Origin of the sequence: Microcoleus sp. B3-D2, assembly GCF_036705345.1 — a bacterium.
Lineage (GTDB): Bacteria > Cyanobacteriota > Cyanobacteriia > Cyanobacteriales > Microcoleaceae > Microcoleus.
Map to the genome: position 1 here is coordinate 32,143 of NZ_JAUBUG010000016.1, position 26,119 is coordinate 58,261.

25 protein-coding genes are annotated in these 26,119 nt (G+C 45.7%); 14 read left to right on the forward strand and 11 right to left on the reverse strand.

Features of this window, described 5'->3' with window-relative positions; all coding sequences use genetic code 11:
- The first annotated feature begins 339 nt into the window (after nt 1–339).
- Nucleotides 340–585 (forward strand): hypothetical protein, encoded by a 246-nt coding sequence (locus tag QUB14_RS08780; protein WP_333218287.1) that lies wholly within the window; start codon nt 340–342, stop codon nt 583–585.
- 40 nt (nt 586–625) lie between these two features.
- On the opposite strand, the gene QUB14_RS08785 is transcribed toward QUB14_RS08780, so the two are convergent.
- Together QUB14_RS08785 and QUB14_RS08790 are read right to left on the reverse strand one after the other, a co-directional pair.
- Nucleotides 626–790: a hypothetical protein gene (locus QUB14_RS08785; protein ID WP_333218288.1), complete on the reverse strand. Its 165-nt coding sequence runs from the start codon at nt 788–790 to the stop codon at nt 626–628.
- Nucleotides 791–970: 180 nt separating this feature from the next.
- Entirely contained in the window at nt 971–2,029 is a 1,059-nt protein-coding gene (locus tag QUB14_RS08790; RefSeq protein ID WP_333297154.1) for an NADP(H)-dependent aldo-keto reductase, read from the reverse strand.
- Between the two features lie 187 nt (nt 2,030–2,216).
- On the opposite strand from QUB14_RS08790, the gene QUB14_RS08795 reads away from it, so the two are divergent.
- The 5 genes from QUB14_RS08795 (at nt 2,217) to QUB14_RS08815 (ending at nt 9,254) form a co-directional block, all read left to right on the forward strand.
- Entirely contained in the window at nt 2,217–3,356 is a 1,140-nt protein-coding gene (locus tag QUB14_RS08795) for a DegT/DnrJ/EryC1/StrS family aminotransferase (protein WP_333218290.1), read from the forward strand.
- A 149-nt stretch (nt 3,357–3,505) separates the two neighbouring features.
- Entirely contained in the window at nt 3,506–4,381 is an 876-nt protein-coding gene (gene crtB / locus QUB14_RS08800; protein WP_333218325.1) for a cyanoexosortase B, read from the forward strand.
- Nucleotides 4,381–5,100 carry a cyanoexosortase B system-associated protein gene (locus QUB14_RS08805; protein WP_190662734.1) on the forward strand — a complete coding sequence of 240 codons (720 nt, stop codon included), beginning with the start codon at nt 4,381–4,383 and terminating at the stop codon, nt 5,098–5,100. Before crtB ends, QUB14_RS08805 begins: the two co-directional genes overlap by 1 nt.
- Nucleotides 5,101–5,229: 129 nt before the next feature.
- Complete coding sequence (locus QUB14_RS08810) at nt 5,230–6,807, forward strand: polysaccharide biosynthesis/export family protein (RefSeq protein ID WP_333218291.1); 1,578 nt, start codon at nt 5,230–5,232, stop codon at nt 6,805–6,807.
- A 170-nt stretch (nt 6,808–6,977) separates the two neighbouring features.
- Complete coding sequence (locus QUB14_RS08815) at nt 6,978–9,254, forward strand: AAA family ATPase (protein WP_333218292.1); 2,277 nt, start codon at nt 6,978–6,980, stop codon at nt 9,252–9,254.
- 250 nt (nt 9,255–9,504) lie between these two features.
- Here the strand turns inward: QUB14_RS08815 and QUB14_RS08820 are convergent, their stop codons facing one another.
- Entirely contained in the window at nt 9,505–9,780 is a 276-nt protein-coding gene (locus QUB14_RS08820) for a hypothetical protein (RefSeq protein WP_333149812.1), read from the reverse strand.
- A 440-nt stretch (nt 9,781–10,220) separates the two neighbouring features.
- Here QUB14_RS08820 and lpdA point away from each other — a divergent pair, with 440 nt between their 5' ends.
- Nucleotides 10,221–11,657, forward strand: coding sequence for a dihydrolipoyl dehydrogenase (gene lpdA / locus QUB14_RS08825; protein ID WP_333218293.1), 1,437 nt, complete (start codon nt 10,221–10,223; stop codon nt 11,655–11,657).
- 91 nt (nt 11,658–11,748) lie between these two features.
- Here the strand turns inward: lpdA and QUB14_RS08830 are convergent, their stop codons facing one another.
- From QUB14_RS08830 to QUB14_RS08840, 3 genes are all read right to left on the reverse strand, one after another.
- Nucleotides 11,749–12,201, reverse strand: a complete 453-nt coding sequence (locus tag QUB14_RS08830) for a nucleotidyltransferase domain-containing protein (protein WP_333218294.1) — start codon at nt 12,199–12,201, stop codon at nt 11,749–11,751.
- A gap of 159 nt (nt 12,202–12,360) precedes the next feature.
- Entirely contained in the window at nt 12,361–14,019 is a 1,659-nt protein-coding gene (locus QUB14_RS08835) for an AAA family ATPase (protein WP_333299536.1), read from the reverse strand.
- Between the two features lie 24 nt (nt 14,020–14,043).
- Entirely contained in the window at nt 14,044–14,970 is a 927-nt protein-coding gene (locus tag QUB14_RS08840; RefSeq protein WP_333218296.1) for a hypothetical protein, read from the reverse strand.
- Between the two features lie 150 nt (nt 14,971–15,120).
- Between QUB14_RS08840 and trpC the strand changes: the two genes are divergently transcribed.
- From trpC to QUB14_RS08855, 3 genes are all read left to right on the forward strand, one after another.
- Complete coding sequence (gene trpC / locus QUB14_RS08845; protein ID WP_333218326.1) at nt 15,121–16,020, forward strand: indole-3-glycerol phosphate synthase TrpC; 900 nt, start codon at nt 15,121–15,123, stop codon at nt 16,018–16,020.
- Between the two features lie 349 nt (nt 16,021–16,369).
- Nucleotides 16,370–16,615 carry a DUF5340 domain-containing protein gene (locus tag QUB14_RS08850; protein WP_333037960.1) on the forward strand — a complete coding sequence of 82 codons (246 nt, stop codon included), beginning with the start codon at nt 16,370–16,372 and terminating at the stop codon, nt 16,613–16,615.
- A 78-nt stretch (nt 16,616–16,693) separates the two neighbouring features.
- A complete protein-coding gene (locus QUB14_RS08855) occupies nt 16,694–17,851 on the forward strand; it encodes an alanine--glyoxylate aminotransferase family protein (RefSeq protein ID WP_333218297.1) in 1,158 nt (385 codons plus the stop codon).
- A gap of 59 nt (nt 17,852–17,910) precedes the next feature.
- Here QUB14_RS08855 and QUB14_RS08860 read toward each other — a convergent pair whose 3' ends face one another.
- The 4 genes from QUB14_RS08860 to nblR all read right to left on the reverse strand — a co-directional run bounded on the left by QUB14_RS08860 (nt 17,911) and on the right by nblR (nt 20,264).
- Nucleotides 17,911–18,126: a DUF2949 domain-containing protein gene (locus tag QUB14_RS08860; protein ID WP_190662748.1), complete on the reverse strand. Its 216-nt coding sequence runs from the start codon at nt 18,124–18,126 to the stop codon at nt 17,911–17,913.
- Between the two features lie 115 nt (nt 18,127–18,241).
- Nucleotides 18,242–18,454 carry a hypothetical protein gene (locus QUB14_RS08865; protein ID WP_190662749.1) on the reverse strand — a complete coding sequence of 71 codons (213 nt, stop codon included), beginning with the start codon at nt 18,452–18,454 and terminating at the stop codon, nt 18,242–18,244.
- 493 nt (nt 18,455–18,947) lie between these two features.
- Nucleotides 18,948–19,463 carry a DUF192 domain-containing protein gene (locus QUB14_RS08870; RefSeq protein ID WP_333218298.1) on the reverse strand — a complete coding sequence of 172 codons (516 nt, stop codon included), beginning with the start codon at nt 19,461–19,463 and terminating at the stop codon, nt 18,948–18,950.
- Between the two features lie 105 nt (nt 19,464–19,568).
- Nucleotides 19,569–20,264 (reverse strand): response regulator transcription factor NblR, encoded by a 696-nt coding sequence (gene nblR / locus QUB14_RS08875; RefSeq protein WP_006632044.1) that lies wholly within the window; start codon nt 20,262–20,264, stop codon nt 19,569–19,571.
- Between the two features lie 318 nt (nt 20,265–20,582).
- Here nblR and rbsK point away from each other — a divergent pair, with 318 nt between their 5' ends.
- The gene (gene rbsK / locus QUB14_RS08880; RefSeq protein WP_333218299.1) at nt 20,583–21,503 is read left to right on the forward strand and encodes a ribokinase; all 921 of its coding nucleotides are present in this window, start codon (nt 20,583–20,585) and stop codon (nt 21,501–21,503) included.
- A gap of 132 nt (nt 21,504–21,635) precedes the next feature.
- Here rbsK and QUB14_RS08885 read toward each other — a convergent pair whose 3' ends face one another.
- Complete coding sequence (locus tag QUB14_RS08885; RefSeq protein ID WP_333218300.1) at nt 21,636–21,962, reverse strand: TRADD-N-associated membrane domain-containing protein; 327 nt, start codon at nt 21,960–21,962, stop codon at nt 21,636–21,638.
- Nucleotides 21,963–22,099: 137 nt separating this feature from the next.
- Between QUB14_RS08885 and QUB14_RS08890 the strand changes: the two genes are divergently transcribed.
- From QUB14_RS08890 to QUB14_RS08900, 3 genes are all read left to right on the forward strand, one after another.
- Nucleotides 22,100–23,182 (forward strand): ATP-binding protein, encoded by a 1,083-nt coding sequence (locus tag QUB14_RS08890; protein WP_333218301.1) that lies wholly within the window; start codon nt 22,100–22,102, stop codon nt 23,180–23,182.
- Between the two features lie 29 nt (nt 23,183–23,211).
- Nucleotides 23,212–23,559: a hypothetical protein gene (locus tag QUB14_RS08895; protein WP_333218302.1), complete on the forward strand. Its 348-nt coding sequence runs from the start codon at nt 23,212–23,214 to the stop codon at nt 23,557–23,559.
- A gap of 156 nt (nt 23,560–23,715) precedes the next feature.
- Complete coding sequence (locus QUB14_RS08900; protein WP_333218303.1) at nt 23,716–26,076, forward strand: AAA family ATPase; 2,361 nt, start codon at nt 23,716–23,718, stop codon at nt 26,074–26,076.
- Nucleotides 26,077–26,119: the final 43 nt, after the last annotated feature.

Here is a 26,119-nt window from a genome sequence, read left to right on the forward strand (position 1 = left end):
GATTTACATAAATACTTGTGATTTACATAAATACTTGTGATTTACATAAATACTTGTGATTTACATAAATACTTGTGATTTACATAAATACTTGTGTTTTACATAAATACTTGTGATTTACATAAATACTTGTGTTTTACATAAATACTTGTGTTTTACATAAATACTTGTGTTTTACATAAATACTTGTGTTTTACATAAATACTTGTGTGCTAAACTACATAAATACTTGTGTACTAAACTACACTGATACTTTTGTACTAAAAAAAGTGACTTTTATTTACGATCGCCCCTACCGATCGACAGTATCCAAGTCAACAAGCGATTTGGGAGACAGCAATGAGCAAATTTCAGTTATTCGATGCAGTGAGTTTAACTGAACCCATCGCCCTCGCCGATCGCAAAATTGCGCCACCAGAAACAGCCGGGGCTATCGTGGTACGGGCGTCTCGCCCGTACATGATTTGTGATACGGGCGTCTCGCCCGTACATCATCTGCGGTTAAAATATTCATTGACAACAAAAAGTGCGATCGCCTTCCCAGGGCTGGGAACGGATGTTAAACAAGGTTTAAATGTTCATTGACAACAAAAAGACCGATCGCCCTTAACACCACCCAAACCAACTACTTGCTCAATACCACAGTATCCGTCTTCTCTTCCAGCGTGATGTAACCTCGATCTACAGCTAGCTGCATCACTTCCTGAAGAAAACCTCTTAGCACATCTAATACGTGAGTGCGATCGCATTCAAAAACCTTTTCCCAACCAGAAGTTGCAAACTTCCTCAACTAAAACTTACGCAGGGGAACTCACAAACCGGGTTTTTTGCGATAAAACTTCGTTACAGCCTGCAGATTCACTAAAAAACCCGGTTTCTTTGGGGGAGTGCGTAAGTTCTGTTTATGTAATTTTCGCATATTAAAGTGGTAAGTTGGGTTTTGTTACCTCAACCCAACCTACTAATAAACTTACGGTGTCGGATTCGGATACTTAGCGTGCACCGCATCGATTTCCGCTATGATATCCTTATCCAAATTAACCTCCAAACTACCGATATTTTCCTCCAATTGTTCGAGACTGGTTGCACCGATAATTGTGCTCGTGACAAACCAGCGCGATCGCACATACGCCAAAGCCATCTGCGCCGGACTTATCCCATGTTTCCCCGCAATCTCAACATACGCTTTCACCGCATCGTTCAGATTAGTTTTATCGTAACGCTGACCAAATCCAGCAAATAAAGCCAACCTTGAATTTTCGGGAATTCCATTCAAGTATTTACCCGTTAACAGCCCAAACCCCAAAGGACTGTAAGCCATCAATCCCACATTCTTAAAGCGGCAAGTTTCTGCTAAATTTAGGTGAAATGTCCGATTGGTCAAACTGAAAGCATTCTGAATCGAAACAACTTTCGGCAAACCGTGTTTTTCCGCCAACGTGCAGAACTCGCAAACTCCCCAAGGCGTCTCGTTACTCAAACCCAAATAGCGGATTTTGCCAGCTTTAATTAAGTCAGCAAATACCTCTAACTGTTCCAAAATCGGGACTGTTTCGTGCTCTTGGGCGATGTCGTAATCCGGCGCGCCAAATAGCGGGACGTAGCGATCGGGCCAGTGGATTTGATACAGGTCGATGTAGTCAGTTTGCAAGCGCTTCAGGCTGTCATTCAGGGCTTTTTCGACATTTGGGCGATCGATCTGATTTTTTCCTTCCCGAATCCACTTTAAGCGAGTGCTTCTGCCCGCCACTTTAGTCGCTATAATGACTTTATCCCGCTGCTGTTTCGCCAACCATTCGCCGATATATTCCTCTGTTTTTCCCTGAGTTTCCGCCTTTCCAGGGACAGGATACATTTCTGCCGTATCGATAAAGTTGATTCCTCTATCGATCGCAAAATCGAGCTGTTGGGCCGCTTCCTCAACGGTATTCTGCTGGCCGTAAGTCATCGTACCCAAACAGATTTCAGATACTGATAAGTCGCTGTCGCCGAGTTTTTTGTATTCCATGATTGCGATTGCTTGCTGCAAAATTATCTGCTTCTATATTACCGAAAAAACTCATTTAGTTGCTGAATCAAAAAAAAGTACGTGAAGCGCAGCTATTCCGGAAAAACTCTCCCTTTCCCCTCTTTTACTATGCGTCCTCTGCGGTTAAAAAAAATCAAATGCTATCCGCACTAAAATGTTAATATAAAGAATTATGCCTCGATAGTTTATGAGTAACCGCCCGCCAAAAGTTCCGTTTGTAAACTTCTCATTGCAACACCAACCAATTCAATCGCAAATAGCAGAAGCTATTAGAAAAATCATCCAGGAAGGAGACTTTATTTTAGGCGATGCACTCGCCGAATTTGAAACAGCATTTGCAGCAGCTTCTGGAGTAAAATACGGCGTAGGAGTGGCTTGCGGAACTGATGCGATCGCTCTGGGACTCCAAGCTTGCGGCATTAATGCGGGCGACGAAATTATCATACCCGCTAACACTTTTATCGCCACCGCGATCGCCGTCCTCCAAGCCAAAGCTATACCTATTCTTGTAGATTGCGACCCGGAAACCGCCCTGATTGACCTCACAGCAGCCGAAACAGCAGTTACCTCGAAAACTAAAGCAATTATTCCCGTACACCTTTACGGTCAAATGGTATCGCCCGGGCAGCTTTTAGATTTTGCAAACCGCCACGATTTAATCATATTTGAAGATGCCGCCCAAGCGCACTTAGCCCACAGAGAAGGATACCGCGCTGGTTCCATTGGTAAAGCAGCAGCATTCAGCTTTTATCCCAGCAAAAACCTCGGTTCTTTTGGCGACGGCGGGATGTTAATTACTAACGATGCACAACTGGCAGACAAAATGCGAACTCTCCGCAATTACGGAGCACCCAGTAAATATTTGCACACAGAAATTGGCACCAACAGCCGCCTCGACAATTTGCAAGCCGCCGTGCTCAACGTTAAATTGCCTTACTTAGAAAAATGGAATCGCGATCGCACCGACGCCGCCCAACACTACAATACTCTACTAGCACCATTGAAACACAAAGGCATTGTACCGATCGCCAACCACAGCAGCAGCGGTCACATTTATCACCTCTATGTGATCAAAATTACTGAGGAAAGCTCGATCGACCGCAACACCCTTCAGGAAAAACTCGCCCAAGACGGCATTCAAACAGGCATACACTATCCCGTACCTTGTCACCTGCAACCCGCCTACCAAAACTTAGGCAATCGGGGCGACTTCCCCCGCGCAGAAACCCTGTGCCAACAAATTTTATCATTGCCAATGTATCCCGGATTGAGCAATACTCAGATCGAGCAAGTTGTTCGGGCGATCGTACTATCATTGAATTGCTAATTGTTCATAAAATTTATGCGGCAGGTGTTTCAAGCAGTAAGGTGCGGTTCTCAAAGCGTTTTGGTGGGGAATTAATAAATCTTTAACTCACAGTTTAAAACCCGAAAGCGTTGCGAATCCAGCGCGGCAATCTTAAAACTTCTCAAACCATGCACATCCAGCGCAGAATTCGCATTGTTTTCAAGCGATACCTCCTGGCGGAAGGTATCACGGTGCTCCTAGTGCTGCTGTACGCCCCCCTGCTATTACACTGGTACGACGGCTGGTTTAACAAAAGCATCAGCCTCGAACACGAATATTTCAGCCACGGACTAATTGGTTTGCCCTACGCAGCTTATACTGCTTGGATGAACCGAAAGTGCTGGCGCAGCTTGCCCAACTCACCGCATCCTGTGGGAGGCTTTTTGCTGGTACTAGCCACGCTTTTTTATCTGAGTCGCTTGAGCGATTTAGTAAATTTATCCCTGCCCGTAATGCTGGCCAGCATTTGCTTATCTTTAAAAGGAATTCCCGGCTTGAAATTGCAGGCGATGCCGCTTTTATTTGTATTTTTTGCCTCGCCAAACCACATTCCTTACCTCATTGAACCCTACGCCTTGCCGTTGCAGCAATTCATTGCTGAGACATCAGGATTGATATTAATTAAAGTTGGTCTCAACGTGAGAGTGGAAGAAATTTATCTGTACGTAAACGATCGCATTGTAGAAGTTGCTCCGCACTGTGCAGGCTTGAAAATGCTGTTTACCAGTCTTTACGTCAGCTTAATTCTGCTAGATTGGACGGGAGTTTGGAGTTCTCACAAAAGAAGCATTTTGTTTTTAGTTAGTACATCCATCATTAGCATCACTTCCAACATTGTCCGCAACACTTTGCTCACTTACTTTCACGGAACCGAGAGAGAGGGGCTTTTTACTTGGCTGCACGCCGGATGGGGCGGAGACTTGTATTCTGCTTGTATACTAGGCTTATTGGTACTTCTCCTCAACGGGGTAGAAAAGTATTTCCCAAGCCAGTCTAGCAATTAATGAAACAGATGATTTCAGCACGGAAATTACTGCGGCGGTATCAATTATCTAAAATTATGATACTGGTGTTTTTGCTGATACTGGTTGGGGTAGTAGCAATTCCCGGCTACGCGACAGGAAGGTGGCCTTGGACAAACCCGCCAACTGTTGCAAACCTCAAGCAATTGAAAAGTTTGCGCCAAAACGGGATGACACTTCCCGGGTGGCAGGTGATGCGGGTCCAGAATAACGTCCAAATTGGCGGTCACAGATGGTTAGCTGAAGAAATTAAAAATGATCGAACAGTTGCCATTTTATTGCTGTTGCCTCAAAATGGCCCCAAAAACCAGCCCCAGGTAGAATGGTTAGATATTGATGGATTTCACCGGTGGCAAACAGATTCTCATCGCACTTTGAGGTTTACAGTTAAATTAGCGCCCATACCCGACAAGCCGCCCTCTACCGTCGAGGCCCGGTTTTTCCGAAGCTGGAATCCCCAACAAACTTTTGCTGTCATGCAGTGGTACGCTTGGCCTAACGGTGGTTCTCCAGCAACCAGCCGTTGGTTTTGGGAAGACAGCATTGCTAGACTGTCGAACCGCCGCGCCTCTTGGGTTGCTGTCAGTATCATCCTTCCCATTCAACCGCAGGGCGACATTAAGATAGCTCAACCATTGCTGGAATCTCTTGCCGAAAGTGTCCAGGCTAAATTAATTACAGAAACTTTTCGCTTTGAGTAAGCAGGTAGGTGCAAATAAATAGGCCTAGGGGGTGGGCGGGTTTTGCCAAAATCAACTGCTTCCTAGTAAATATCCGGCTTCAACTCGCCCCTAAAATATCTTATTGTTTTTTCTCGTCGCTATATTTAGATGAAACTTACAAGTCAGGTCATTATTCAAAATATTACTTTTTTAAATCCTATCAAAATGCGGGAAAAATCCACTATTAAAAATCGCCTCGCTTTTTCCTTGGCAGGTCTGTATTCAACTGCTTGGACTCTATCTTTTGCTGCTGTATTCTGGGGCTTTAACAGCAAAATTTTTTCGGAAACGGCTTTAGCTCAATCTGTTGTTCCAAGAGACGAGCGGCTCCTGCCGCCACCGCCATTGCGCGTACCGCCACTGCCGCCTGCCAATTTCAACCGGGATATTAACCCAGCTTTTCGGAATCGGCCCTACCGCCTTGGCCCGGGAGACCAGATTTCTGTTCAAGTTCAGCGCTTCCCAGAGCTAGGTTTTACAGGTCCAATCAGCCCTGAAGGGGTAATTGTACTACCGCTAATCGGAACAGTAAATGTGCGCGGTCTTACCGTCGAAGAATCACAGCAGCGCCTCCGCGAGCGCTTTGGCCAATTTATCAAAAATCCTCAAGTCTCGGCTGCTTTGCTGGTTCAGCGCCCGGTAGTGGTGACGGTGACGGGGGAAGTGGCCAGACCGGGTTTTTATCCGCTGCAAACCCCCCAGCTTCCTGCGGCTCTGGCGGCTGCTGCTGGGACTAATCCTACGGCGGAACTGCGGGCGGTGCGGGTGCGGCGGACTCTGCCGGGAGGTGCTGTCGCGGAGCAAGTTGTTGATATTTTGACACCGTTGCAAACTGGTATTGCTCCGCCGGATTTGCGTTTGGAAGATGGAGATGCGATCGTCGTACCGTATAAACAGGTTACGCCCGATCGCAAATCCGATCAAGATTTAGCATCCAGGTACAGCCTCGCTGCTGCTGCTGTCCCCGTCCAAATCACTGTCACCGGAGAAGTCAGCAAACCGGGTTTTTACACGCTTCCGGCGGGTTCTGGTCGAATTTCGGCTGCTTTGGTGATTGCGGGGGGAGTGACGGGAAAAGCCGATTTGCGGGAGGTGCGAGTGCGGCGGACGCTGATGGACGGCTCCTCGGTGGAGGAACCAATCGACCTCTACACTCCCCTAGCAAACGCTAACGATTTGTTCGATTTTCCTTTGGCCTCGGGAGATGTGATTGTCATCCCGGAATTGGACGCTAGTACCAAAAACCTAAACTACGACAAAGCTCTGGTGGCGCGGTCTACCCTGATTAAGCCGAGGATCTACGTTCGAGTTTTGAGTTACGCTAGTGGTGGTTTGACCTCGTTCTACGTAGAAAATGGCAGCAGGTTTTTGGATGCTCTCAACAACTTGCCTGTTAATCTAGCTGACTTGCGGAAAATAGCCCTGATTCGGTTCGACGAAAAGCAAGGTAGAGCAATCAACCGTTCGATAGATGCTAAAGCTGCTTTGGAGGGCAATGTTTCTCAGAACCCGATGCTCGAAGATAATGATGTGATTGTGATTGGTAGGAATTTGGTAGAGCGTATTGGTTATGTAATCAATACTTTTACTCGACCATTCCGGGATACTTTGGGATTTATTCTGTTCTTTGAACAGTTGAGAAATGGGGTAACAGATTTGTTCGGCCCGTCACGTAATGATAGGTAGTCATACCATTTTAAAAATTAAATTTGCGAGTTTCGATGGGGAATGACTTATGCGATATGCGTTTACAATTTACCTACAGTTGCAGCTTTTTGGGAAATGGGTATCATTTGTCAGCAATCATTAGTTATCGTTAACAATTAGCAATCTAAAATCTAAAATCTAAAATCGTCATGACTTTATCAGTTGTCAAACGTTATTTAATTGCTTTCGACCAATACAAGTGGGTGGGACTGGCTACTCTCGCGGTGAGTGTGGGGGTGTCGGGAGTAGTGGCCCTGCAGCCAAAGGCGGCGCCAGTTTACGTTGCAATAGGTACGCTGGCCTACGACAGACCGAGCGTGATTTTTTCATCGACTACTACTAAAATTCAACAGGAAGGACAAGAAATAACTAAAGATATGCTGCTGGATACAAGGGTGATTAAACCAGCCGCAGAAAAACTCATCAAACCCCAACAAAAATTAAACCAAGAAGAAGCGGCAAAAAAAGTACAGGCTTTGGCTAAAAAGCTGGCAAAAGATGTGCAAGTAAAGATGCCCACTAAGAATAATGACCCCAGCGCTTTGATTCAAGTATTGTACAAAAATGCCGATCGTAAAAAAGCAGTAGAGGTAGTAGAGACGCTGATGAAGGAAATGGTGGAGTACAGCAAAACATTTAATACTTCTAGACTGCGAGCGACGATCGCCCAAATTAACCAGCGTTTGCCGAAAGTAACTGAGGAACTCCGAGAGACGGAAGCAAAACTTGAAGCCTACGAAAAACGAGAAGGAACTTCAATTTTAGCAGCTCAGAGCGGTGCTTTGCCGCAAGCGATTACCAGCATCCAACAGCAGCAGCGGCAACTCCGCGTGCAGTTGGGAGGAATTGAAGCTCAAATTAATAGTTTGCAGGCTCGCTTGGGATTGAATGTGGAGCAAGCTTACGTCGCTCAAGCACTCTCTGCCGATCCAATTATTGCCCAACTGCGAGTGCAATTGTTTTCGATCGAATCTCAGCTCAAAATTCTCCGCAGCGACTTGCAGGAGGAACACCCGAAAATTGTAGAATTGCTCAAACAAAAACTTGCTTTTGAGCAGCAGTTGCAGCAGCGGCAATCTGAGGTACTCGGCGGTAACGGGGTGGCGGCTCCGCTCAGAAGTGCCGATCGAATTCGGGTAGACTCTTCTTTAGATCCGGCCAGACAGCAGTTAGCTCAAACTTTGATTGCTTTGCAAACGCAGCACGATACGGTGCAACAGCAACTTCAAGGAATCGAGAAAACTGAAAAAGAATTGCGCCGGGAACACGCGACAATCCCCAACAAGCAGTTAGAACAAGCTCGGTTAGCCCAGCAAGTGGCGTTCAAAAAAGCTCTCTACGACAAGATGCAGTCGGCTTTGGTAGATGCTGAGGCGGCGGTAGCTGAGACAACGGGGAGTTTGAGAATCGCCGAATTTCCGAAAACTGATGACGTTGAGTCAAACAAGAGAGGTTTGCCCGTGATGCTGGCGGTGGGCGGATTTGTGGGATTGCTGCTGGGCGGGGGGTTGATATTTTTGTTGGGGATGCTCAACGGCAAGTTTTACAGTTGGGAAGAAGTGCGGGCGGCTTTGGTGGAAAAAGAGGTGCCGATACTGGCAGTTTTGCCTGAAGTCACGGTGTTTGATTCCTACGGCGATGAAATGCCTCTGGCCCTGGAGGTAAATTCTCCCTATTTGGAATTTTACGAGCGGTTGCGTACTAATTTGCGCCGGATTGGGGACAAACCGGTGAAGGTGGTGTTGCTGACTTCGGCGGCGCCTTTGGAGGGGAAAAGTTTTAGTGCTTACAATTTGGCAATTGCATCGGCTCGATCGGGTAAACGGACTTTGCTAATTGAAGCAGATTTGCGATCGGCTTCTAACGTTGAATCTTTGAAAATTGCTGCCGATCCTTTGGCGACGGTGGAACCTTTGCACTATTACGGCAATATTAGCGAGTGTGTCCTTTTGGTTCCAGAGGTAGAGAATCTATACGTTGTGCCGAGTCCCGGCTTTTTGCGGCAAGCCTCCGCCGTACTCGAATCGAGCGAAATGCGGAGATTGTTTGAGGATGTTCGCAACCGCTTTGATTTTGTGGTTGTGGATTCTCCGGCTTTGAGCGAGTGCAACGACGCGCTGACGCTGGAACCGTACACGGACGGTATGATTTTGGTGGCGCGGCCTGGTTACACTTTGTCTAGTATGTTGTCTGAGGCTGCAGATCAGTTGCTGGAATCTGAGGAGGACGAGTCGAATAAATCCGGGCCGCGGCTGTTGGGAGCGATTATTAACGGTGCTGATATTCCGGTCAAGTTCCGCAATGATCTTGATGAATTGGAGTTGCCTTTGAGTGCGATCGGCGATCGCGCGATTGAAGTGCGAGCGAGGCAATTACCGCAGCCGTCAAAGCCTAAAAATAAGGCTATTAATAGTAAAGTGAGATAATTTATTTGGCTTGATTCTTGTAAAGCCATCCTCAATGAAATATGAATATATTGTAGGCGGCGACATAAGCACCTTAAGCTTAAAGCACCGTTAACAGCCAGTCGATTTTAGATTTTAGATTTTAGATTTTAGATTTAAAAATTGACTCCACAGATGAATCTGGGAGCTGGAACTTCGGTCTAAAATTTTTCGCTTGTCAACAGTCAACAGTTAACAGTCAACAGTCCTTACTTGAAAATTTGTCATCGCACTATTGATTGGATTCAGGGCGTTTCTGGTGTTTGCTCTGGATAAACTGTTCCAAATCGGCGATCGCATCTTCAAAATCCGACAAATTAATTTTCGCCGGTCTAGTCTTCTTCGGCAAACTCGAAGACTGACTCGCAGACTTAGCCGGAGGCGGTGGAGATTTAGGTTGTGCCGCTTGAGTGCTGTTCGATTCTATAGAATCGAACAATTCATCCAGGGACTCAAAAAAGGATTGAGCCGAGGCCCGGCGTAAATCTTTCTGGTCGTCATCTGTCATAAGCCACTCCATAGACTCTAAAAGTTGCCAATAAACTCTGCCCGCCCCCGGCGCGTACAGACATGAAAACCCGACTAAAACAAGCAAGCGCACACAATTTAACCGGACGGTGGAATGCCTGTTGCTGAACTTGCTGCCCCATATAAAACCTGCAGCGACCATTGTCAGCCTTCAAACTTATATTTAACTCTACAGCCGCCTACTGAGTGATTTGAGACTTGGTGCAGACCCAGCTCAAAATCATTGACCCTGAAAAAATCTCAGTTACGGCTCTTTCGTTGTCTAATTAACCCTAGTCTAGTCGAGAATAAGGAGACAGGACTTATGCAACTATTACCGCTGTTCAAAGGTTGCGATGGCAACGCGCCACCTCGAAAGGACGGAGAGACGGTGTTTTTTGCTTGAGTCCTAAGATTTCAAAGGCATTAGGAGATTTTAAGGTGACTCAGGGATTTGATTACGATTTAGCAATTATCGGCGCTGGCGTGGGCGGACACGGCGCGGCCATACACGCGGTTAGCTGCGGGCTGAAAGTGGCAATTATCGAAGCAGGGGACATGGGGGGGACTTGCGTCAACCGCGGCTGCATTCCCTCGAAGGCGCTATTGGCGGCTTCGGGGCGAGTGCGAGAGTTGCGGAATGCCCACCACCTGAAGACTTTGGGAATTCAGTTGGGGAATGTGGATTTCGATCGCGGGGCGATCGCCAATCACGCTAACACTATTGTTAGCAAACTTCGCGGCGACTTGACCAACAGCCTCAAACGTTTGAATGTCGATGTCATCCAAGGTTGGGGCAAAATTGCCAGTGCTCAAAAAATTACCGTCGAAACCGATAAAGGCGAGAAAACTATTACCGCCAAGGATATTATTCTCGCTCCCGGTTCGGTTCCCTTCGTCCCCCCCGGGATAGAAATTGACGGCAAAACTGTATTTACCAGCGATGATGCTGTCAGGTTGGAATCGCTGCCGAAGTGGATCGCAATTATTGGCAGCGGTTATATCGGTTTGGAGTTTTCGGATATTTACACGGCCCTGGGCTGCGAAATTACGATGATTGAAGCTCTAGATCAGTTGATGCCGACTTTTGACCCGGATATTGCTAAGTTGGCAGAACGAGTGTTAATTGCACCCCGCGATATTGAAACAAAAGTAGGTGTTTTGGCGAAGAAGATTACTCCTGGTTCGCCGGTCATTATTGAATTAGCTGATTTCAAAACTAAGGAAATTGTCGAAGTTTTGGAAGTTGATGCTTGTTTGGTAGCAACTGGGCGAGTTCCTGTCAGTAAGAATTTGGGGTTAGAAACTGTTGGCGTGGAAACGATGCGCGGTTATATCCCAGTTAACGATAAGATGCAGGTTTTGGCGGCGGGAGAACCGGTGCAAAATTTGTGGGCGATCGGCGATGTTAACGGCAAAATGATGTTAGCGCATTCTGCGTCTGCTCAGGGAATTGCTGCGGTGGAAAATATTTGCGGCCGTGCCCGCGAAGTTGACTATTTGAGTATCCCGGCGGCGGCGTTTACTCACCCGGAAATTAGCTATGTGGGGATGACGGAACCTGCGGCAAAAGAGTTAGGAAAAGCTGAAGGGTTTGAGGTAGCTTCTGTCAAGACTTATTTTAAGGGAAATTCTAAGGCTATTGCTGAAGGGGAAACCGACGGTACGGCTAAGGTGATTTACCGGAAAGATACTGGAGAGTTGTTGGGAGTTCACATTTTCGGTTTGCACGCTTCGGATTTGATTCAGGAAGCGGCAAATGCGATCGCCCAGCGCGATTCGGTGAACAATTTAGCATTCCGAGTGCACACGCACCCAACGCTTTCGGAAGTGTTGGATGAGGCGTTTAAACGGGCGGCTGGAGCGGGAAGTCATTAATTTGTAGGGGCTGTTTTCTTGTTTTATATCCCCGGCTTCTTGAAGAAGTCGGGGATTTCATTATTCTATTTTAGGGCGGTGGTAGAGCAAGTTAAAGGAGATGAAACTGCTCGCAATTGCATCTTTTAGCATTCTCCAGAACAGGCAAGATGCCTGTTCCACAAAGAGTAAGTTTTTTTGTGGGGTGGGCATCCTGCCCGCCCGTCAAAGGCTTATTGAGAAATGACATTCCCTCTTTGCGAATGTTCCTCAATAAAGGCCCGTTGTAATGTATAAATCGCTGTTCGTCCATAAACAGACAGCTAATCACTTCATCATTTTGGAGCGACAAATCGGCTCGAATGTGGCTGGTTCTTTTAATTTTTTCGCCTGGGTTTACTTGCCCTTTGAGGACGACTAAAATATCAATGTCCGAGTCGGGGCGTGCGTCACCTCGGGCTTGGGAACCGTAAAGTACCATTTGGGTGAGGCGATCGCCGTAGAGTTGCTCGGAGTGCGATCGTAATTGCGTCAGTATGTTCTTAAGCTTATCGTTAACGATCATATTTGTAGTAAATGATTGGAGGGCAAACTTTAAGCACAATGCTGCAAATATGGCTGAATTTTGGCAATAACAAAAGGGGATTCGAGATCGATCGACCAGTTTTCATCAATAACTTTGAGATGGACATCTAAAATCAAACTTCTATAAGTCCCTTTTTTTTTAGCCTTCTTCCGCAAGTTCTTCAGCTTTCTTTTTTCCTTGATAATGCAAAGCTTTGATGTCTGTCTCAAACTCCTGATATTTCTCGATTTTTTCCGTTAGATTTGTATCAAGCTTGTGAACTTCTCGGATATTTTCAACCGCTTTTCCAATTAATTCAGCATCAAAGTTAGTATCTCCTATTAGCAAAGCATTTACCTGACGTAAAAGAACAACAGCATCTTCTTTTTTAGCACCATTAGGATGATTATTCAAGAAGCTTTCCGCTAAACCCAAAATCTTCTCTGAAGCCTTTTCACCCGTTCTTTCAAGTTCTGCTTCAGCAATTCGCTCATCAAGTTCGCGGAACAGAATTTTAAAGTTATTGTTGAACTCCTTGAGTGCCTCTAAATCTTTTGGATCTAAATCTTTTTGGTCGCTACAGCTTTTTTTATGAAGATCCTGTACTACCTCAATGACGCTTCTGGCAAAAGGAAGCTTGTCTAAATGTGGTTTATTTTTCGAGGCCGCTTCAACGCAGGAATTGAGCGCTTTGAACATTGTTATACCTTCGTCGAGTTTTTTCTGAATCTCTTCTTCCTTGATATCTTGTATATCCTGCTCTGCCATGCTATAAAAATACTTTACATACTTGCGAGCTGCTAATACACTGAGCCTCAAAGGAATAATATCTTCTATTTGAGGCTCTTTGAGTTTTTCCGGAAAATTCACTCCTAGTTTCCTCAAATCACCGATTTGAAGTACATAACGTGGTTTGAGTAAATAATTCTGCTGCCAGCCATACTTTTCCCCCGTCAGTTGTAGCTTTGCTTTATTTCCATCTGAATCGCTGTCCATAAGGACAATCACTGCTGCTTGCTCAGTATCCCGACCACGTGCTAAGTAAGTCATGTAAGGAACATTTCCAGTTCCTCCAGCAGGCACAATCGTTATTTCATTCAAGTTCAAAGTTTCTAGCTCCGATGCACCGCTTCGCTGTAAATGAGTTGATGCGCCTGCCAGCAAAACTTGATCGACCGGCCCCTCAACCATAAGATTACACTGACTGATATAAACAGTTTCAGCGACAAATGCCCCTAATGAAGAACGAAGCGGTTCATAGCGGTTATTGGCAGCACTCTTAACCACTTGTGTCCCCTCATATCCAATTCCTTTATTCAAAACACGGATGCGTTCAGAGTGGTTCTTATCGATCAGAAAAGGAGAGTGAGTAACATAAACTACCTGAGAACTAGGAGTACCATCTTCAGAACTGGCAACTTCTTCAAAAATCTTCAGTAGATCCTGTTGAGCTTGATTGGATAAGTAGGTGTCAGGTTCATCCATGAGAAGAATTTCAGGGATGCTATTAGGTGGTTGATACGACTTATGTTGGATAAAGTAACTGAGAAAATATTTTAAACCTGAGCTTCTCTCCTTAAAAGAATATTTTGTTCCCGTCCGATCGACTATACTGAATTCTAAATTATGATCTTTAGCTTGAACGATAATTTGAAATTTTTTATCTTGTGGCCAATACTTCGGGAAATTTAGATTAGCTGATAGTTGTTTGTTAATTTGATCTATTAATGCTTCCGTATATCCTATATCATTTTTCCCCATTGCATTTGCTAGCTCAACAATAGCTGTCCTGCTAATCTTGGCAATAGTGCATATCATGTCATAGGCAAGTTTTACACTTTTTTATTCCTTTAATTCGCTGTCTTTATCTGTATTTATATAGTGAATTTCAAGTTCTTTTAAAAGAGTATTTATTAGTTCATCTCCTTTTTTTTCCTCATTATTAGAAGATGGAGAATTTTGAGGAAGTGAGTTTTGAAAGAAGGTTGAATTTTGCATTAATTGATCTAGCAATAATCTAATTTTATCTCTTTTTTCAAAAGATAATAATTCATATCTTGTGCCTTCAGGCTTTCCATTGATAATTTGAACTAATTTTTGAATCGGTACACTATCTGGGAGGGCTGTATTAGTATCGAGTCTTCTCGTTCTTGGTAGTATTTTCTGAAATTGTTCAAGAGAATGTGATTTAACTGGATGTGGGTTTTCACCCTCAGGTAGATAAATTATTAATTCATCAACGTTTTTCCTGAACAAATAAAACCTATTAAATTGTTGAGCTTTCGGGATGTCAGAGAGTTCCTTGATTTGGTCGGCTTCTTCTGTAGAAACGCCAGACCATTCAGTAACAAAATCTGGAATACGTGATTTATCAGCCGTGATTAGAAATCTGTCAGAGTATCGGCAAAAATCTGAAGCGGAGATTTCTTCATTTTCATGATCACGTCCAGTAATTGCTTTCTCTATCGCAGTCAGTAGGTGTGATTTTCCTGATTCATTAGCACCTACAACTGCCGTAATTTCAGGCTCTATAGGGACTCTAATAAAGGGAAACCATAAGTTGCTACCATCTGCATTAATTATTTCCCACGGATATTTTGTGATTTTTTTATTGGACTTATTGGACTTATTGGGCTTATTGGGCTTGGTAGATTGATTGTCGGTAGCGAGGTATTGCCGCGCGTGATCGACGTTGAAAGACTTATAGAATCGGATAAAAATTGTATCTAGTCTCATAGTTAAGGAAAAATGGGAAACACTGAAATTCATTATAGCTCAACAAGGAGAATGGCAAAAAGCCCGATCACCCCTACAATATCCTTTAGCACTCATAAGCAGTTACGCGAAACGCACACTACACTGCAAATGTCAACGCTTTTAACTGAAAATCAAAGCCAGCTCGCCCTTTATTCCCCTATCATGCTTCAAATCCGCCGCCGTCCCCCTAGCACCTCAGTCTCCGTCCTCTACCTCAGCTACCAAATCGCCGTACCCGACGCCGAACCTCAGCACATCCTCGAAGAAATCGTCTGGCAAAAAGAAGTAGAAGTGGCCCAAAAGCGCGATCGCACTCCCTTAGCCGATCTTCATAAAAAACTCCCGTTTGCACCGCCCATCCGCGACTTTCTTGCCGCCCTCAAAAACGGCAAAACCACACCCGCTATTATCGCCGAAGTTAAAAAAGCTTCTCCCAGCAAAGGCGTAATTCGTGAAGATTTCGACCCAGTGGCGATCGCTCTAGCTTACCAACAAAACGGCGCCAGTTGCATCTCCGTACTTACCGATGAAAAGTTCTTTCAAGGCAGCTTCGACAACCTCGCTAAAATCCGTGCCGCCGTCGATTTACCCTTACTTTGCAAAGAGTTTATTATCTATCCCTACCAAATTTATCTCGCCCGGATTCACGGCGCCGATGCTGTATTGTTAATCGCAGCTATTCTATCTGACAAAGACTTACAATACTTTGTAAAAATTGTCAAGACGTTGGGCATGACAGCTTTAATAGAAGTTCACACTCTCGAAGAACTCGATCGAGTATTAACCCTAGAAGGCGTTAACCTGATCGGCATCAACAACCGCAACCTAGAAGACTTTTCCGTCAGCCTAGAAACTACCGGTCAACTATTAGCCGATCGACAAACCGAAATCCAAGCAAAAGGCATCCTCATCGTCAGCGAGTCAGGAATCCACACTCCCGACGACTTAAATCAAGTTGCCAGCGCCGGCGCCCAAGCCGTCCTCATCGGTGAATCTTTAGTCAAACAGCCCGATCCGGGTGCAGCTTTAGCCTCGCTGGCAGATCGTCCTCCCAGCCTGTGAAAGGCGAGACCGCTTGACAAACCACCCTTAATTCTGATAAAAAATGATTAAGTAGGTAAATAATGAGAATTTCTAGCCTGCATCGACTCAAGCGCTACTGTAAAAAAAAATAGCACTCAAAGCTATATTGCATAGAAATATTTTGCCAGAAAGCAATTAAATCTATTCTGTAAGCGGGTCGATCGCAAGATTTAGCGTGTCCAACGCACCCAGCCCCGAATATTCGATCGGCAAGGCAGGGGTTATTGTACGGTTAGAAAACAAATAAAAAATCGGGCATCTAATGTTCACCTGTGATGCCTCATGCAATTGCAATGGGGTGTCGGTTCGCTGAGGTATATTAGCTTTCATGGAGCCAATCCCCCTTCCTTCGTACATTCATTATGAATTGCTACTTCAATTGTTAGAGCGCAAAACGATGTTTGCTGTCAGTCCACAATCGCCGCAGCAGCAACAAGTGCACCAACTTATTATTACACTGCGTAAAGCCCTTGCCATTCAAAAGCAATTAGAACAAAGCTGCGAGCGATCGAACATAGCGGTAGAACACCGCTGGTCTCTAAATGAAATTAACCACAAGGGAGTTAAAAGTTAAAAAAGTTAGAGTAGCGACGTGACGTATCGTATTTGATTTATTCTATATAACTCCCACAGAAAAACTTAGGACAATATCATGGACAACAAATTAATGCTGATGATTCCCGGCCCGACGCCGGTACCTGAAGCGGCCTTGTTAGCGATGGCAAAACACCCGATGGGCCACCGCAGCAAGGAATTTGACGGGATTTTTGCAGAATGTACCGAAAATTTGAAATGGCTGCACCAAACTAAAAGTGACGTGCTGAGTTTAACCGTTTCTGGTACCGGCGCGATGGAAGCTGGGATAATTAATTTCTTGAGTGCGGGCGATCGAGTTTTAGTCGGTACTAACGGCAAATTTGGCGAACGCTGGGCTGAAGTCGCCGAAGCTTACGGTTTAAACGCCGAAATTATTAAAGCCGAGTGGGGCCAACCTTTAGACCCCGAAAACTTCCGCGAAAAACTCGAAGCAGATACAGAGAAGCAAATCAAAGCTGTCATCATCACCCACTCGGAAACCTCTACCGGCGTCCTCAACGACCTCGAAACCATCAACCGCCACGTTAAAGCCCACGGTGAAGCTTTAATTATGGTCGATGCTGTCACTAGCTTAGGCGCTGTCAATATTCCGATGGACGCTTGGGGAATCGATGTCATTGCTTCGGGTTCTCAGAAAGCTTACATGATTCCTCCAGGTTTGGGTTTTGTGGCCGTCAGTCCCAAAGCTTGGGAAGCTTACAAAACTGCGAAACTGCCCCGCTATTATTTGGATTTGGGTAAATATAGCAAAGACGCTGCCAAAAATACCACTCCTTTTACTCCACCGGTCAATATGTTTTTTGCCCTGCAAGCATCGCTGCAGATGATGAAAACAGAAGGGTTGGAAAATGTTTTCGCAAGGCACAAACGCTTAATGACAACTACTCGCGGTGCTGTCAAAGCTTTAGGTTTGCCGTTGTTTGCCGCTGACGAAGCCGCCAGTCCTGCGATTACTTCGGTTATGCCACCAGAATCCGTAGATGCTCAAAAAGTTCGGACTTTGATGCGAAAGAGATTTGACATTGCTCTCGCCGACGGACAAGACCATTTGAAAGGTAAAATCTTCCGAATCGGCCATTTGGGCTTTGTGTCCGATCGCGATATTCTAGCAGCAATTTCCTCTTTAGAAGTGGTGTTGCGAGAATTGGGTCATGAAGGCTACACTCCTGGTGCCGGCGTTGCCGCTGCTGCGAAGCTTTTGGCTGAATCTTAATCCCAGTTATGAAAGGATTTTGGATTTTTGATTATTTATATCTAAAATCTAAAATCCTTTTAATATGCTTGGGATAACCAATCAAAGATTTTATCCAACTGGTCGAGAGTGACTAAACCGTATTGCCACAGAACCATCGGCAAGGAATTCGGGTCTTTATCGCGCTGCCGCTGTTTGTCACCGCCGACACGTTCGGCGACAGCAATTGACGCGGGAGAAATTGCCAAATCTTCTTGTAAAAATCGAATTAATCGAGTGTATGTAGCGGGTGCCATGTGATTTCACCTCTAAGTATAGGACACCATTTTCTGATGTGAACCTGATGTTTGTGATGAGTAATAAGCCAGTTTTAAATTTGTCTTGTAACCGTCGATAGCTGTTAAAACAGTATTAGCGGTTGAACTGCCAAAAGTAATGCTGAGTGCGAGCGCACAAGCTAACCTTTCCCAAAAAGTGAAAGGTTTTGCAATTTTGCTGATGTCGGCCCGATCGACTTGCGATCGCGATCGAACTTAAACTGAATACCTCGGCATCTTTGCAGCGCGAATCAGAATTTATTCTGCTACCTAAAACTACTAAACCAGGTTCAGAGTTTAACTTCATCTGCCGAAATGCAGAATCCGCAAATCTACTTCGGCAAAATTAGTTAGATATTTCGATCAAACCCGAAACTGCTACCAGAAGTTAAGTTTGCCAATTACCGCCAATTAACTTGGCTCGTAGCATATTACTTTAGATAGGTTTAGTAGATTTACCTCGCTCGCCAGAACTTCCAGAGAATTTCTTTTCGTCTTGCTATACCTTGAGGCTGAGTATCGTCTCTCAGGATTGGTAACGAGTCGCTGACTCGTCTCATACCTGCGACCAACAATCTACAGCTTCCGGAAACAAGCTCAAGTCCTGACTGGCTGAGATCGACATCGTAGCAAATCTTTCGGTGTTTGTACTGAATCTTACATTAATATTCTAATAGATTTAATCAATTTTTGTAAAGTTTCTAAATTTTCTGCGGTATTCCGAAGGTAGGGGGATCTCTGGGCGATGGAAAGCGGGGGATTGTGTCTGTCTGCAGGTTTTACTGAAACAGTCCGAAGTTTTACTGAAAAAACTCGATTTCAAGACGATCGCCCACTTTGACACCGAGTTCAGCAGCCCGCCCGCCCCTGAGTTCAATAACTCGATCGACAACAGTATCGGGCCCGTAGGTAGGACAAGGATCGGCAGTACAAGGAGGTGCAGAAACTTCGATCGCCTCAACCACCTCATCCCGGACAAAAATCATATCCAAAGAAATCTTGCAATTTTTCATCCAAAAATTGACCTGCCGCGCCGCTTTAAACTCAAACAGCATTCCTCTGTCATCCGGCAAAGAAGTTCTGTACATTAAACCCATAGCCTGCTGTTCCACTGTTTTCGCGACTTCGAGTTCGATTGGGCGATCGCCTATCCGAGCTCTAGCAGAAACAGGTAGCACTTGACCCGATGTTGTCGCCGTCGGAGACCGATCCGCCACAATACCAGTAGCACCAGCATTCGCGACAGGTAAAGTCGGCGAACATCCCAGCAAAAATATACTTACTCCAATACCGAGCAAATTAGTTAAATAACTCATAATGATTTTAGATTTTAGAGTTTTGATTTTAGATTGGTAATTGACAATTGGACATTGGAACTAGCCAACAGTCAACAGTCAACAGTCAACAGTCAACTGACTGCTTCAAGCTTCCCGCATCACATAGCCAACACCGCGCACCGTCTGAATCAAGCGCTTTTCGCCCTCATCTTCAATTTTGAGCCGCAGATAGCGGATGTAAACCTCAATCACATTCGACTCGCCCAAAAAGTCGTAACCCCAAACATTTTCCAGAATTTGTTCCCGAGTCAAAACCTCGCGGGGATGTTCCATCAAATACTTTAGCAGCTCAAATTCCTTCATCGTCAGGTCGATCGCCCGTCCGTTCCGCAGGGCCCGCCTAGAGGCCAAATCCAAAACTAAATCGCCAAACCTCAATTGTTCGTTGCTGCTGTTATCCGGCTGCAAATACAAGCGCACCAACTGCAAAAACTCCTCAGTGCGGTAAGGTTTGAGAAAATAATCGTCCGCGCCAGCTTCCAGACAAGCTACGCGATCGTCAACTGTATCACGACCGACGAGTAACAGCACCGGCACCCGATTGCCAATACTTCTGAGGTAAGAACACAGTGATAGCCCCGACTCAGCGCCAAGTATCCGGTCAATTACAATCAAAGCAGGCTGCAATTCATGAGCTAAATTTTGGCCGGTGGCGGTGTTAGAAGCTACTACGGGTTCATAGCCGGAGGATTTTAAGTCGAGACTCAAGTGTCCGGCGAGAACTTCGTCTGTTTCAACTAGCAGGACACAGGGATTGCGATCGAGAGTAATTGCTGCCATTGAATTGACCTGTGAAGACCATAACTGTTCTAGCACGTTTGAGGGTTGTTGACTGTTGTCAGTTGACTGTTGACTGTTGACTGTTAGCTGTTGTTTGTTGGCTGTTGACTGTTGACTGTTAGCTGTTGTTTGTTATTAGACTTCTCCTAAAAAGCAGATTTTGAACAGGCAGGATGCCTGTTCCACGATAATTATGGAAGATGTCTCTTTGTTATGGGTTATTTGCGAGTTGCTACCCATTATCAATTCCCAATTCTATAATGCCCCATGCCCCATGCCCAATTCCCCATGCCCAATTCCCAATTCCCAATTTAAATTATGACCATCATCGTATTCGGCAGTATCAACATCGACCTAGCAGCAAAAACTCCCCGGTTGCCGCAGCCAGGGGAAACTATCATCGGTAGCAATTTTTTCACAGCAGGCGGCGGCAAAGGAGCAAATCAAGCCGTCGCCGCCGCCCGTCTCGGCACTTCCACCCACATCATCGGTCGCGTCGGAAACGATAAATTTGCTGAAGAATTATTGACAAATTTACAATCTTATGGTGTAAATACAGACAATGTATTAATAGACCAAAACACTCATTCAGGAGTGGCAATTATCGCCGTAGACGAGACAGGTCAAAATAATATTATTGTGATTCCGGGCGCGAATAACAATGTCGGTGAAGCAGATATAGAATGTCTCAAAAAACTGTTAACAGCAGCTACATCTGTGCTGTTACAGTTAGAAATTCCCCTGGAAATTGTCCAAAAAGCTGCGAAAGCTGCTCGTCAAGCGGGGGTGCGAGTTATTCTCGATCCAGCACCGGCTAGGGCGGATTTGCCGATCGAACTTTATCCGCTAATTGACATTATCACGCCGAATGAAGTGGAAGCCAGCCAGTTAGTCGGTTTTCGGGTGAATGACACGGAAACAGCGATTGTAGCTGCCAAACACTTGCAGGAGCGCGGTGTCAAGAATGTTATTGTCAAATTGGGCGATCGCGGGGCTGTTGCTGTTACTGCGGATGAAACCTTTTTTGTACCGGCTTTTGCTGTGGAGGCGATCGACACTGTGGCCGCTGGCGATGCTTTTAACGGCGGGTTAGCCTCTGCATTAGATGCCGGTCTGTCGTTGTCAGAGGCGGTGCGGTGGGGCGCAGCAGCGGGCGCTCTGTGCACAACTAAAGTGGGTGCTCAAGGTGCTATGCCCGAGCGGGCAACTTTTGATAAATTTTTGCAGAATTTAATTTGAATTTCTCAGGTGCGTATTAGTTGAATTTGTCAGGTGCGGAATGCGCGCCATACTTTGACTTGTAAAGCGCGCATTAGTTGAATTGGTAATTTGTCAGGTGCGGAAGGCGCACCCTACTTTAACGATTTTTATTTAATCGTCGTCTTTGAATTCTTTGGCTAGGCGATCGAGTCGATCGTTATTTTCTTTCGCCAACATGACCAGCAAGCTAACAATATTTGTTGTTAACCCGCTAGTGGCGGTAATTGTTCCTTCTGGAACTTTGCCAAAATACAACAATCCGATGCCTAAAATATTGAAAAAAGTGCTGGCAATGATGAGTCCAAGAGTTGCGTGAGAAATCACGTGAGAAATCAAACGCGCTTGTTGACGCCCACTGTCTTGAATAATCTTGCGATCGAGCTTGGCAGAATCATCGGAGGATGGTGCTTGCTTGGGATGTAATTTATTGTCCGACATTTGTCTAAATTCAACACTACAATCCTATTTAAAATCAAGCAAGGTTGAGTTCAGAGTCGATCGAGGTTGACTTGTTGGTTGACTTGTAGTTGAGATTAAATCTATAATTCGGATAAGTAATTTTCTCTAGAGGCATCATGGGGCGATCGCTCAAAGTTTCTCCAGGGTGTATCGAACAAGTCAAATCGGCATTAGGACGCAACGGCTTTCCGACTCAGAAGGCTTTGGCTGAAGAATTAGAAATTTCCCTATCCACCGTCAAGAGCTTTCTGGCGGGTAAACCTGTTGATTATATAAATTTTGAGGAAATTAGCGGGAGATTGGGCTATGAGTGGAGAAATATCGCGCATCAAGACGAAACTATCCCTAAGCCTATCTTCGAGGAAACCTCAGCTTTCATCACTGGTACTCCCATCACCCATCCGCGCTACTTTTTCGGGCGGCAGAAGGAACTAAAACGCCTATTCGACTTACTGAAACGCCGTCCCCTGCAAAATGCTGCGATTATCGGCAAGAGGCGCAGTGGCAAGACTTCTTTGCTGCACTACTTGAAAAATATTACGACCACCCCAACAGAACAGTTGCGTCCCGGTCAAAAATCTGACTGGTTGCCCTCTCCAGAAAACTATCGTTGGATTTTCGTAGATTTTCAAGATTCGCGACGGCAAAATCGGGAAGGGCTGCTGCGCTACATTTTAGAATCCCTAAAAATGTCAGTTCCCAGCCCTTGCGACTTAGATAGATTTATGGATGTGGTTAGCAGTAATTTACGTCAGCCTACAGTCATCCTATTAGATGAAATTGGTGTAGGTTTACAGCGCTGTCCCGAATTAGATGATGGGTTTTGGGAGAGTTTGCGCTCTTTGGCAACAAACCAAACCAATGGGAATTTAGGCTTTGTCTTGGCAACTCCTGAATCACCGATCGACTTAGCGACTAGCACGGGACATAGTTCACCTTTTTTCAATATATTTGGATATACCACAACTCTGGGTGGTATGACTGAAGCTGAAGCACGGGAGTTGATAGCCAGTTCGCCCATGCCTTTTCCGGCTGAGGATGTCGAGTGGATTTTGACTCAAAGTAAATGCTGGCCTCTGCTGCTGCAAATTGTTTGTCGAGAACGATTATTTAGTCTGGAAGAGGGGGAAACTGAGGATGATTGGCGTGAAGTTGGGTTAGAGCAACTAAAACCCTTTGCTGATTTACAATCTATATAAAATGAAACTAACATTTTTAGAGCGAGACTATGACAACTAATTTACCGATAAAGTTGGAGCGTTTACCCAAAACTTTGCCAAGAGAAGGAGCTGTTAGGGTGGAGTTAGCACAAGGAGTGCTGGTATTTCGCGCTTCTAGGTTTTTCCTGGAGCGAATTGGAATATTAACGGCTAAAAGAAATGTAGCTGAACTCACTTCCGAAGAATTACAAGAATTGCAGGATTATGAAGAATTAAATAATTATCTTAGTTGGGTTAATCAGACAATTATCCATACTTTGCATTATCCCTTGCAAGGGACGGTCGATCGCTACAATGACCCCTTTGAACCTGCTTTACCTCTGGAAGAATGGGAAGCGCTGCAAGGATCGTACTGAATACCCATGCTGAGAAAACTGACAAAATAGGGCTTAAGCACGGATAGTCAGAAACCGGGTTTTTTTACGAAAATTGTTCGTCGCAGCCCGGAGATTAGGTAAAAAACCCGGTTTCTTTGGTCTTGATGTGTAAGCCATGAAAAATTCCCAACCAAAATGACCTCGCCAAATGTGCCGCGCAACGCCTACACCAATGCACCAGAACAGCATCCCAACCTAATTCTGGGTAGCCTGCAACTGCTGTTCTGGCTTTTATTTCATCTCTCGGCTTGGCAAAATCATCTCAAGCGTATTGACCCTGCTTTAGACACCGAATCTAAGATTAAAAGACGTTTAAGATGGCAAAACCCAGCTTTGTGGAAGCTACTAATACAAGCATTCCTGGTTTTGCCTGTCGTAGCTAATTCAATTGTTGTTGCTTTGGTACTTTGGCTACTAGGTGCGCCAGTAGAAAAGATTGCGTCAGGCGTGGCGTTCGGCGTGGCGTTCGGCGTGGCGTTCGGCGTGGCGTTGGGCGTGGCGTTGGGCGTGGGGTTGGAGGAGGCGTTCGACCTGGCGTTCGGCCTGGCGTTGGGCGCGGCGTTGGACGGGGCGTTGGACGGGACGGCGTTCGACGTGGCGTTGGGCGTGGCGTTGGGCGTGGCGTGGGGCGTGGCGTTGGGCGTGGCGTGGGGCGTGGCGTCGGGCGTGAGGGCGGGCGTGGCGTTGGGCGTGGCGGTCGGCGTGAGGCCGGGCGGGGCGTGGGGCGTGGCGTTGGGCGTGGCGTCGGGCGTGGCGGTCGGCGTCGGAATAAGTATCAACTTATGGCTGCCAGTGGTACTGTATCCTTTCCTCACGGGATGGAATATTCTGCTTTACCAACTAGACAAAGGACGCACAGCTACTAAACCCAGTTTCTTACGTTGGCATTCCGCTTTTTGGGATGAGTGGCAGCTCCTTCCCCTACAAGGCTTAGACCAGCACGTTCTCTTAGTAATGGAGCGTAACCCAGAAGAGGGCAAAGCTGCACTCAACTATTTAAGTACCAGTCCTCAGCGTTGGGCAGCACAAGAGGTACAAACTGAACTTGATGCACGGGGGTTAGAACGTTGTGAAGATTTAGCTGCTATCGGTAACGCCTACCGCAATCTAGCCATTGGAGAACTGAATAGTCCAGTTAGTTCCCTCCTAAGTAGCTTTAGTCGCATCAGCGAGGACGTAGAAGCAGCCCTCAACCAAAATAGTTTTTACAACCAGCGTTCAGTCCTAACTCCTGTAGCAGAAAGATTAAATGGTTTAATTCGAGAATTGACCCGCAGCAGTGACAAATATGCGGTACGCTTTCGCCCCATTGCTACCCGTTGGTATGAAATTGTCACCGACTATGTGCGGGAACTAGCAGAAGTTGTCGAACTGCGACAAGAAATCGACAACCCTTATATCATCGGCGTACCCCTTACAGAACAACAGGAAATCTTTGTCAAACCCGTTGACTTAAGTGGAACTTACATCAGTACGCGCATCGAGCAATTACTGCTAGACCGCCGCCGCCCTCCCTTGCTACTCTACGGTCAGCGGCGCATGGGCAAAACATCCCTCCTCAACAACCTGGGACGCTTGCTACCCAGCACTATCATTCCCATGTTTGTAGACTTACAAGGGCCAGTTGCATCGGCAAGCAATTATGCTAGTTTCCTATACAATATCGCCCGCAGTATGGCAAACTCAGCCCAGCGCCAAAGTGCGTTCACTCTCCCATCTCTTGACCGCGAGACACTGCAAGATGACCCTTTCACCCGCTTTGATGAATGGCTGGACGAAGTAGAAGAAGCGCTACAACAAAATATTGCCCTGCTTGCCTTGGATGAATTCGAGGCGCTAGATAATGCCATCACAAAAGGACGCTTTGATGAGGAGGATGTTCTGGGAATGTTGCGTCACCTGATTCAACATCGTCCCCGCTTCAAAGTGCTGCTAGCTGGTTCCCATACAATAGAAGAATTTCAGCGTTGGGCTAGCTATTTAATCAATGTCCAAGTCGTTCATATCAGCTACCTGAAACAACCCGAAGCGCGTCAACTAATTGAGCAACCAGTCAAAGATTTTACCCTGCGTTACGAAGTCAATGCGGTTGAGCGAGTCTTGCAACTCACCCGCTGTCACCCTTTCCTAATACAACTCCTCTGCGCTGAAATTATCGCACTAAAAAACGAGCAAGCTCCATCTTTCCGCCGACTAGCAACTTTAGCCGATGTAGAAGCAGCAATACCAGAAGCTTTAAGTGTTGGCCGTTTCTTTTTTGCCGATATTCAAAGCAATCAAGCAGATGCAGCAGGATTAGCTATTTTGCAGTTTTTGGCAGCACAAGGAGAAGGGGCAATAGTCAGCCGATTAACTATTTTGCAACACTTTCCCGATAAATCCGATGCTCTCAATTTACTTCTGCAACGCGAATTGATTGAGGAAGTTAGTGAGGGCTACCGTTTCCAAGTAGAATTAATTCGCCGCTGGTTTGCATCATCTCTGTCTGTCCAGTAGTCTACGGCGAGAGTAAGAAGATATTGCCTGTAGGGACACAACT

Bases quoted from the DNA above. Each gene is read 5' to 3' on its own strand.
- QUB14_RS08780 (WP_333218287.1), top strand. From the start codon at position 340: ATGAGCAAATTTCAGTTATTCGATGCAGTGAGTTTAACTGAACCCATC.
- QUB14_RS08795 (WP_333218290.1), top strand. From the start codon at position 2,217: ATGAGTAACCGCCCGCCAAAAGTTCCGTTTGTAAACTTCTCATTGCAA.
- crtB (WP_333218325.1), top strand. From the start codon at position 3,506: ATGCACATCCAGCGCAGAATTCGCATTGTTTTCAAGCGATACCTCCTG.
- QUB14_RS08805 (WP_190662734.1), top strand. From the start codon at position 4,381: ATGAAACAGATGATTTCAGCACGGAAATTACTGCGGCGGTATCAATTA.
- QUB14_RS08810 (WP_333218291.1), top strand. From the start codon at position 5,230: ATGAAACTTACAAGTCAGGTCATTATTCAAAATATTACTTTTTTAAAT.
- QUB14_RS08815 (WP_333218292.1), top strand. From the start codon at position 6,978: ATGACTTTATCAGTTGTCAAACGTTATTTAATTGCTTTCGACCAATAC.
- QUB14_RS08820 (WP_333149812.1), bottom strand. From the start codon at position 9,780: ATGACAGATGACGACCAGAAAGATTTACGCCGGGCCTCGGCTCAATCC.
- QUB14_RS08830 (WP_333218294.1), bottom strand. From the start codon at position 12,201: ATGATCGTTAACGATAAGCTTAAGAACATACTGACGCAATTACGATCG.
- QUB14_RS08835 (WP_333299536.1), bottom strand. From the start codon at position 14,019: ATGATATGCACTATTGCCAAGATTAGCAGGACAGCTATTGTTGAGCTA.
- QUB14_RS08840 (WP_333218296.1), bottom strand. From the start codon at position 14,970: ATGAATTTCAGTGTTTCCCATTTTTCCTTAACTATGAGACTAGATACA.
- trpC (WP_333218326.1), top strand. From the start codon at position 15,121: ATGCTTCAAATCCGCCGCCGTCCCCCTAGCACCTCAGTCTCCGTCCTC.
- QUB14_RS08850 (WP_333037960.1), top strand. From the start codon at position 16,370: ATGGAGCCAATCCCCCTTCCTTCGTACATTCATTATGAATTGCTACTT.
- QUB14_RS08855 (WP_333218297.1), top strand. From the start codon at position 16,694: ATGGACAACAAATTAATGCTGATGATTCCCGGCCCGACGCCGGTACCT.
- QUB14_RS08860 (WP_190662748.1), bottom strand. From the start codon at position 18,126: ATGGCACCCGCTACATACACTCGATTAATTCGATTTTTACAAGAAGAT.
- QUB14_RS08865 (WP_190662749.1), bottom strand. From the start codon at position 18,454: ATGAAGTTAAACTCTGAACCTGGTTTAGTAGTTTTAGGTAGCAGAATA.
- QUB14_RS08870 (WP_333218298.1), bottom strand. From the start codon at position 19,463: ATGAGTTATTTAACTAATTTGCTCGGTATTGGAGTAAGTATATTTTTG.
- nblR (WP_006632044.1), bottom strand. From the start codon at position 20,264: ATGGCAGCAATTACTCTCGATCGCAATCCCTGTGTCCTGCTAGTTGAA.
- rbsK (WP_333218299.1), top strand. From the start codon at position 20,583: ATGACCATCATCGTATTCGGCAGTATCAACATCGACCTAGCAGCAAAA.
- QUB14_RS08885 (WP_333218300.1), bottom strand. From the start codon at position 21,962: ATGTCGGACAATAAATTACATCCCAAGCAAGCACCATCCTCCGATGAT.
- QUB14_RS08890 (WP_333218301.1), top strand. From the start codon at position 22,100: ATGGGGCGATCGCTCAAAGTTTCTCCAGGGTGTATCGAACAAGTCAAA.
- QUB14_RS08895 (WP_333218302.1), top strand. From the start codon at position 23,212: ATGACAACTAATTTACCGATAAAGTTGGAGCGTTTACCCAAAACTTTG.
- QUB14_RS08900 (WP_333218303.1), top strand. From the start codon at position 23,716: ATGACCTCGCCAAATGTGCCGCGCAACGCCTACACCAATGCACCAGAA.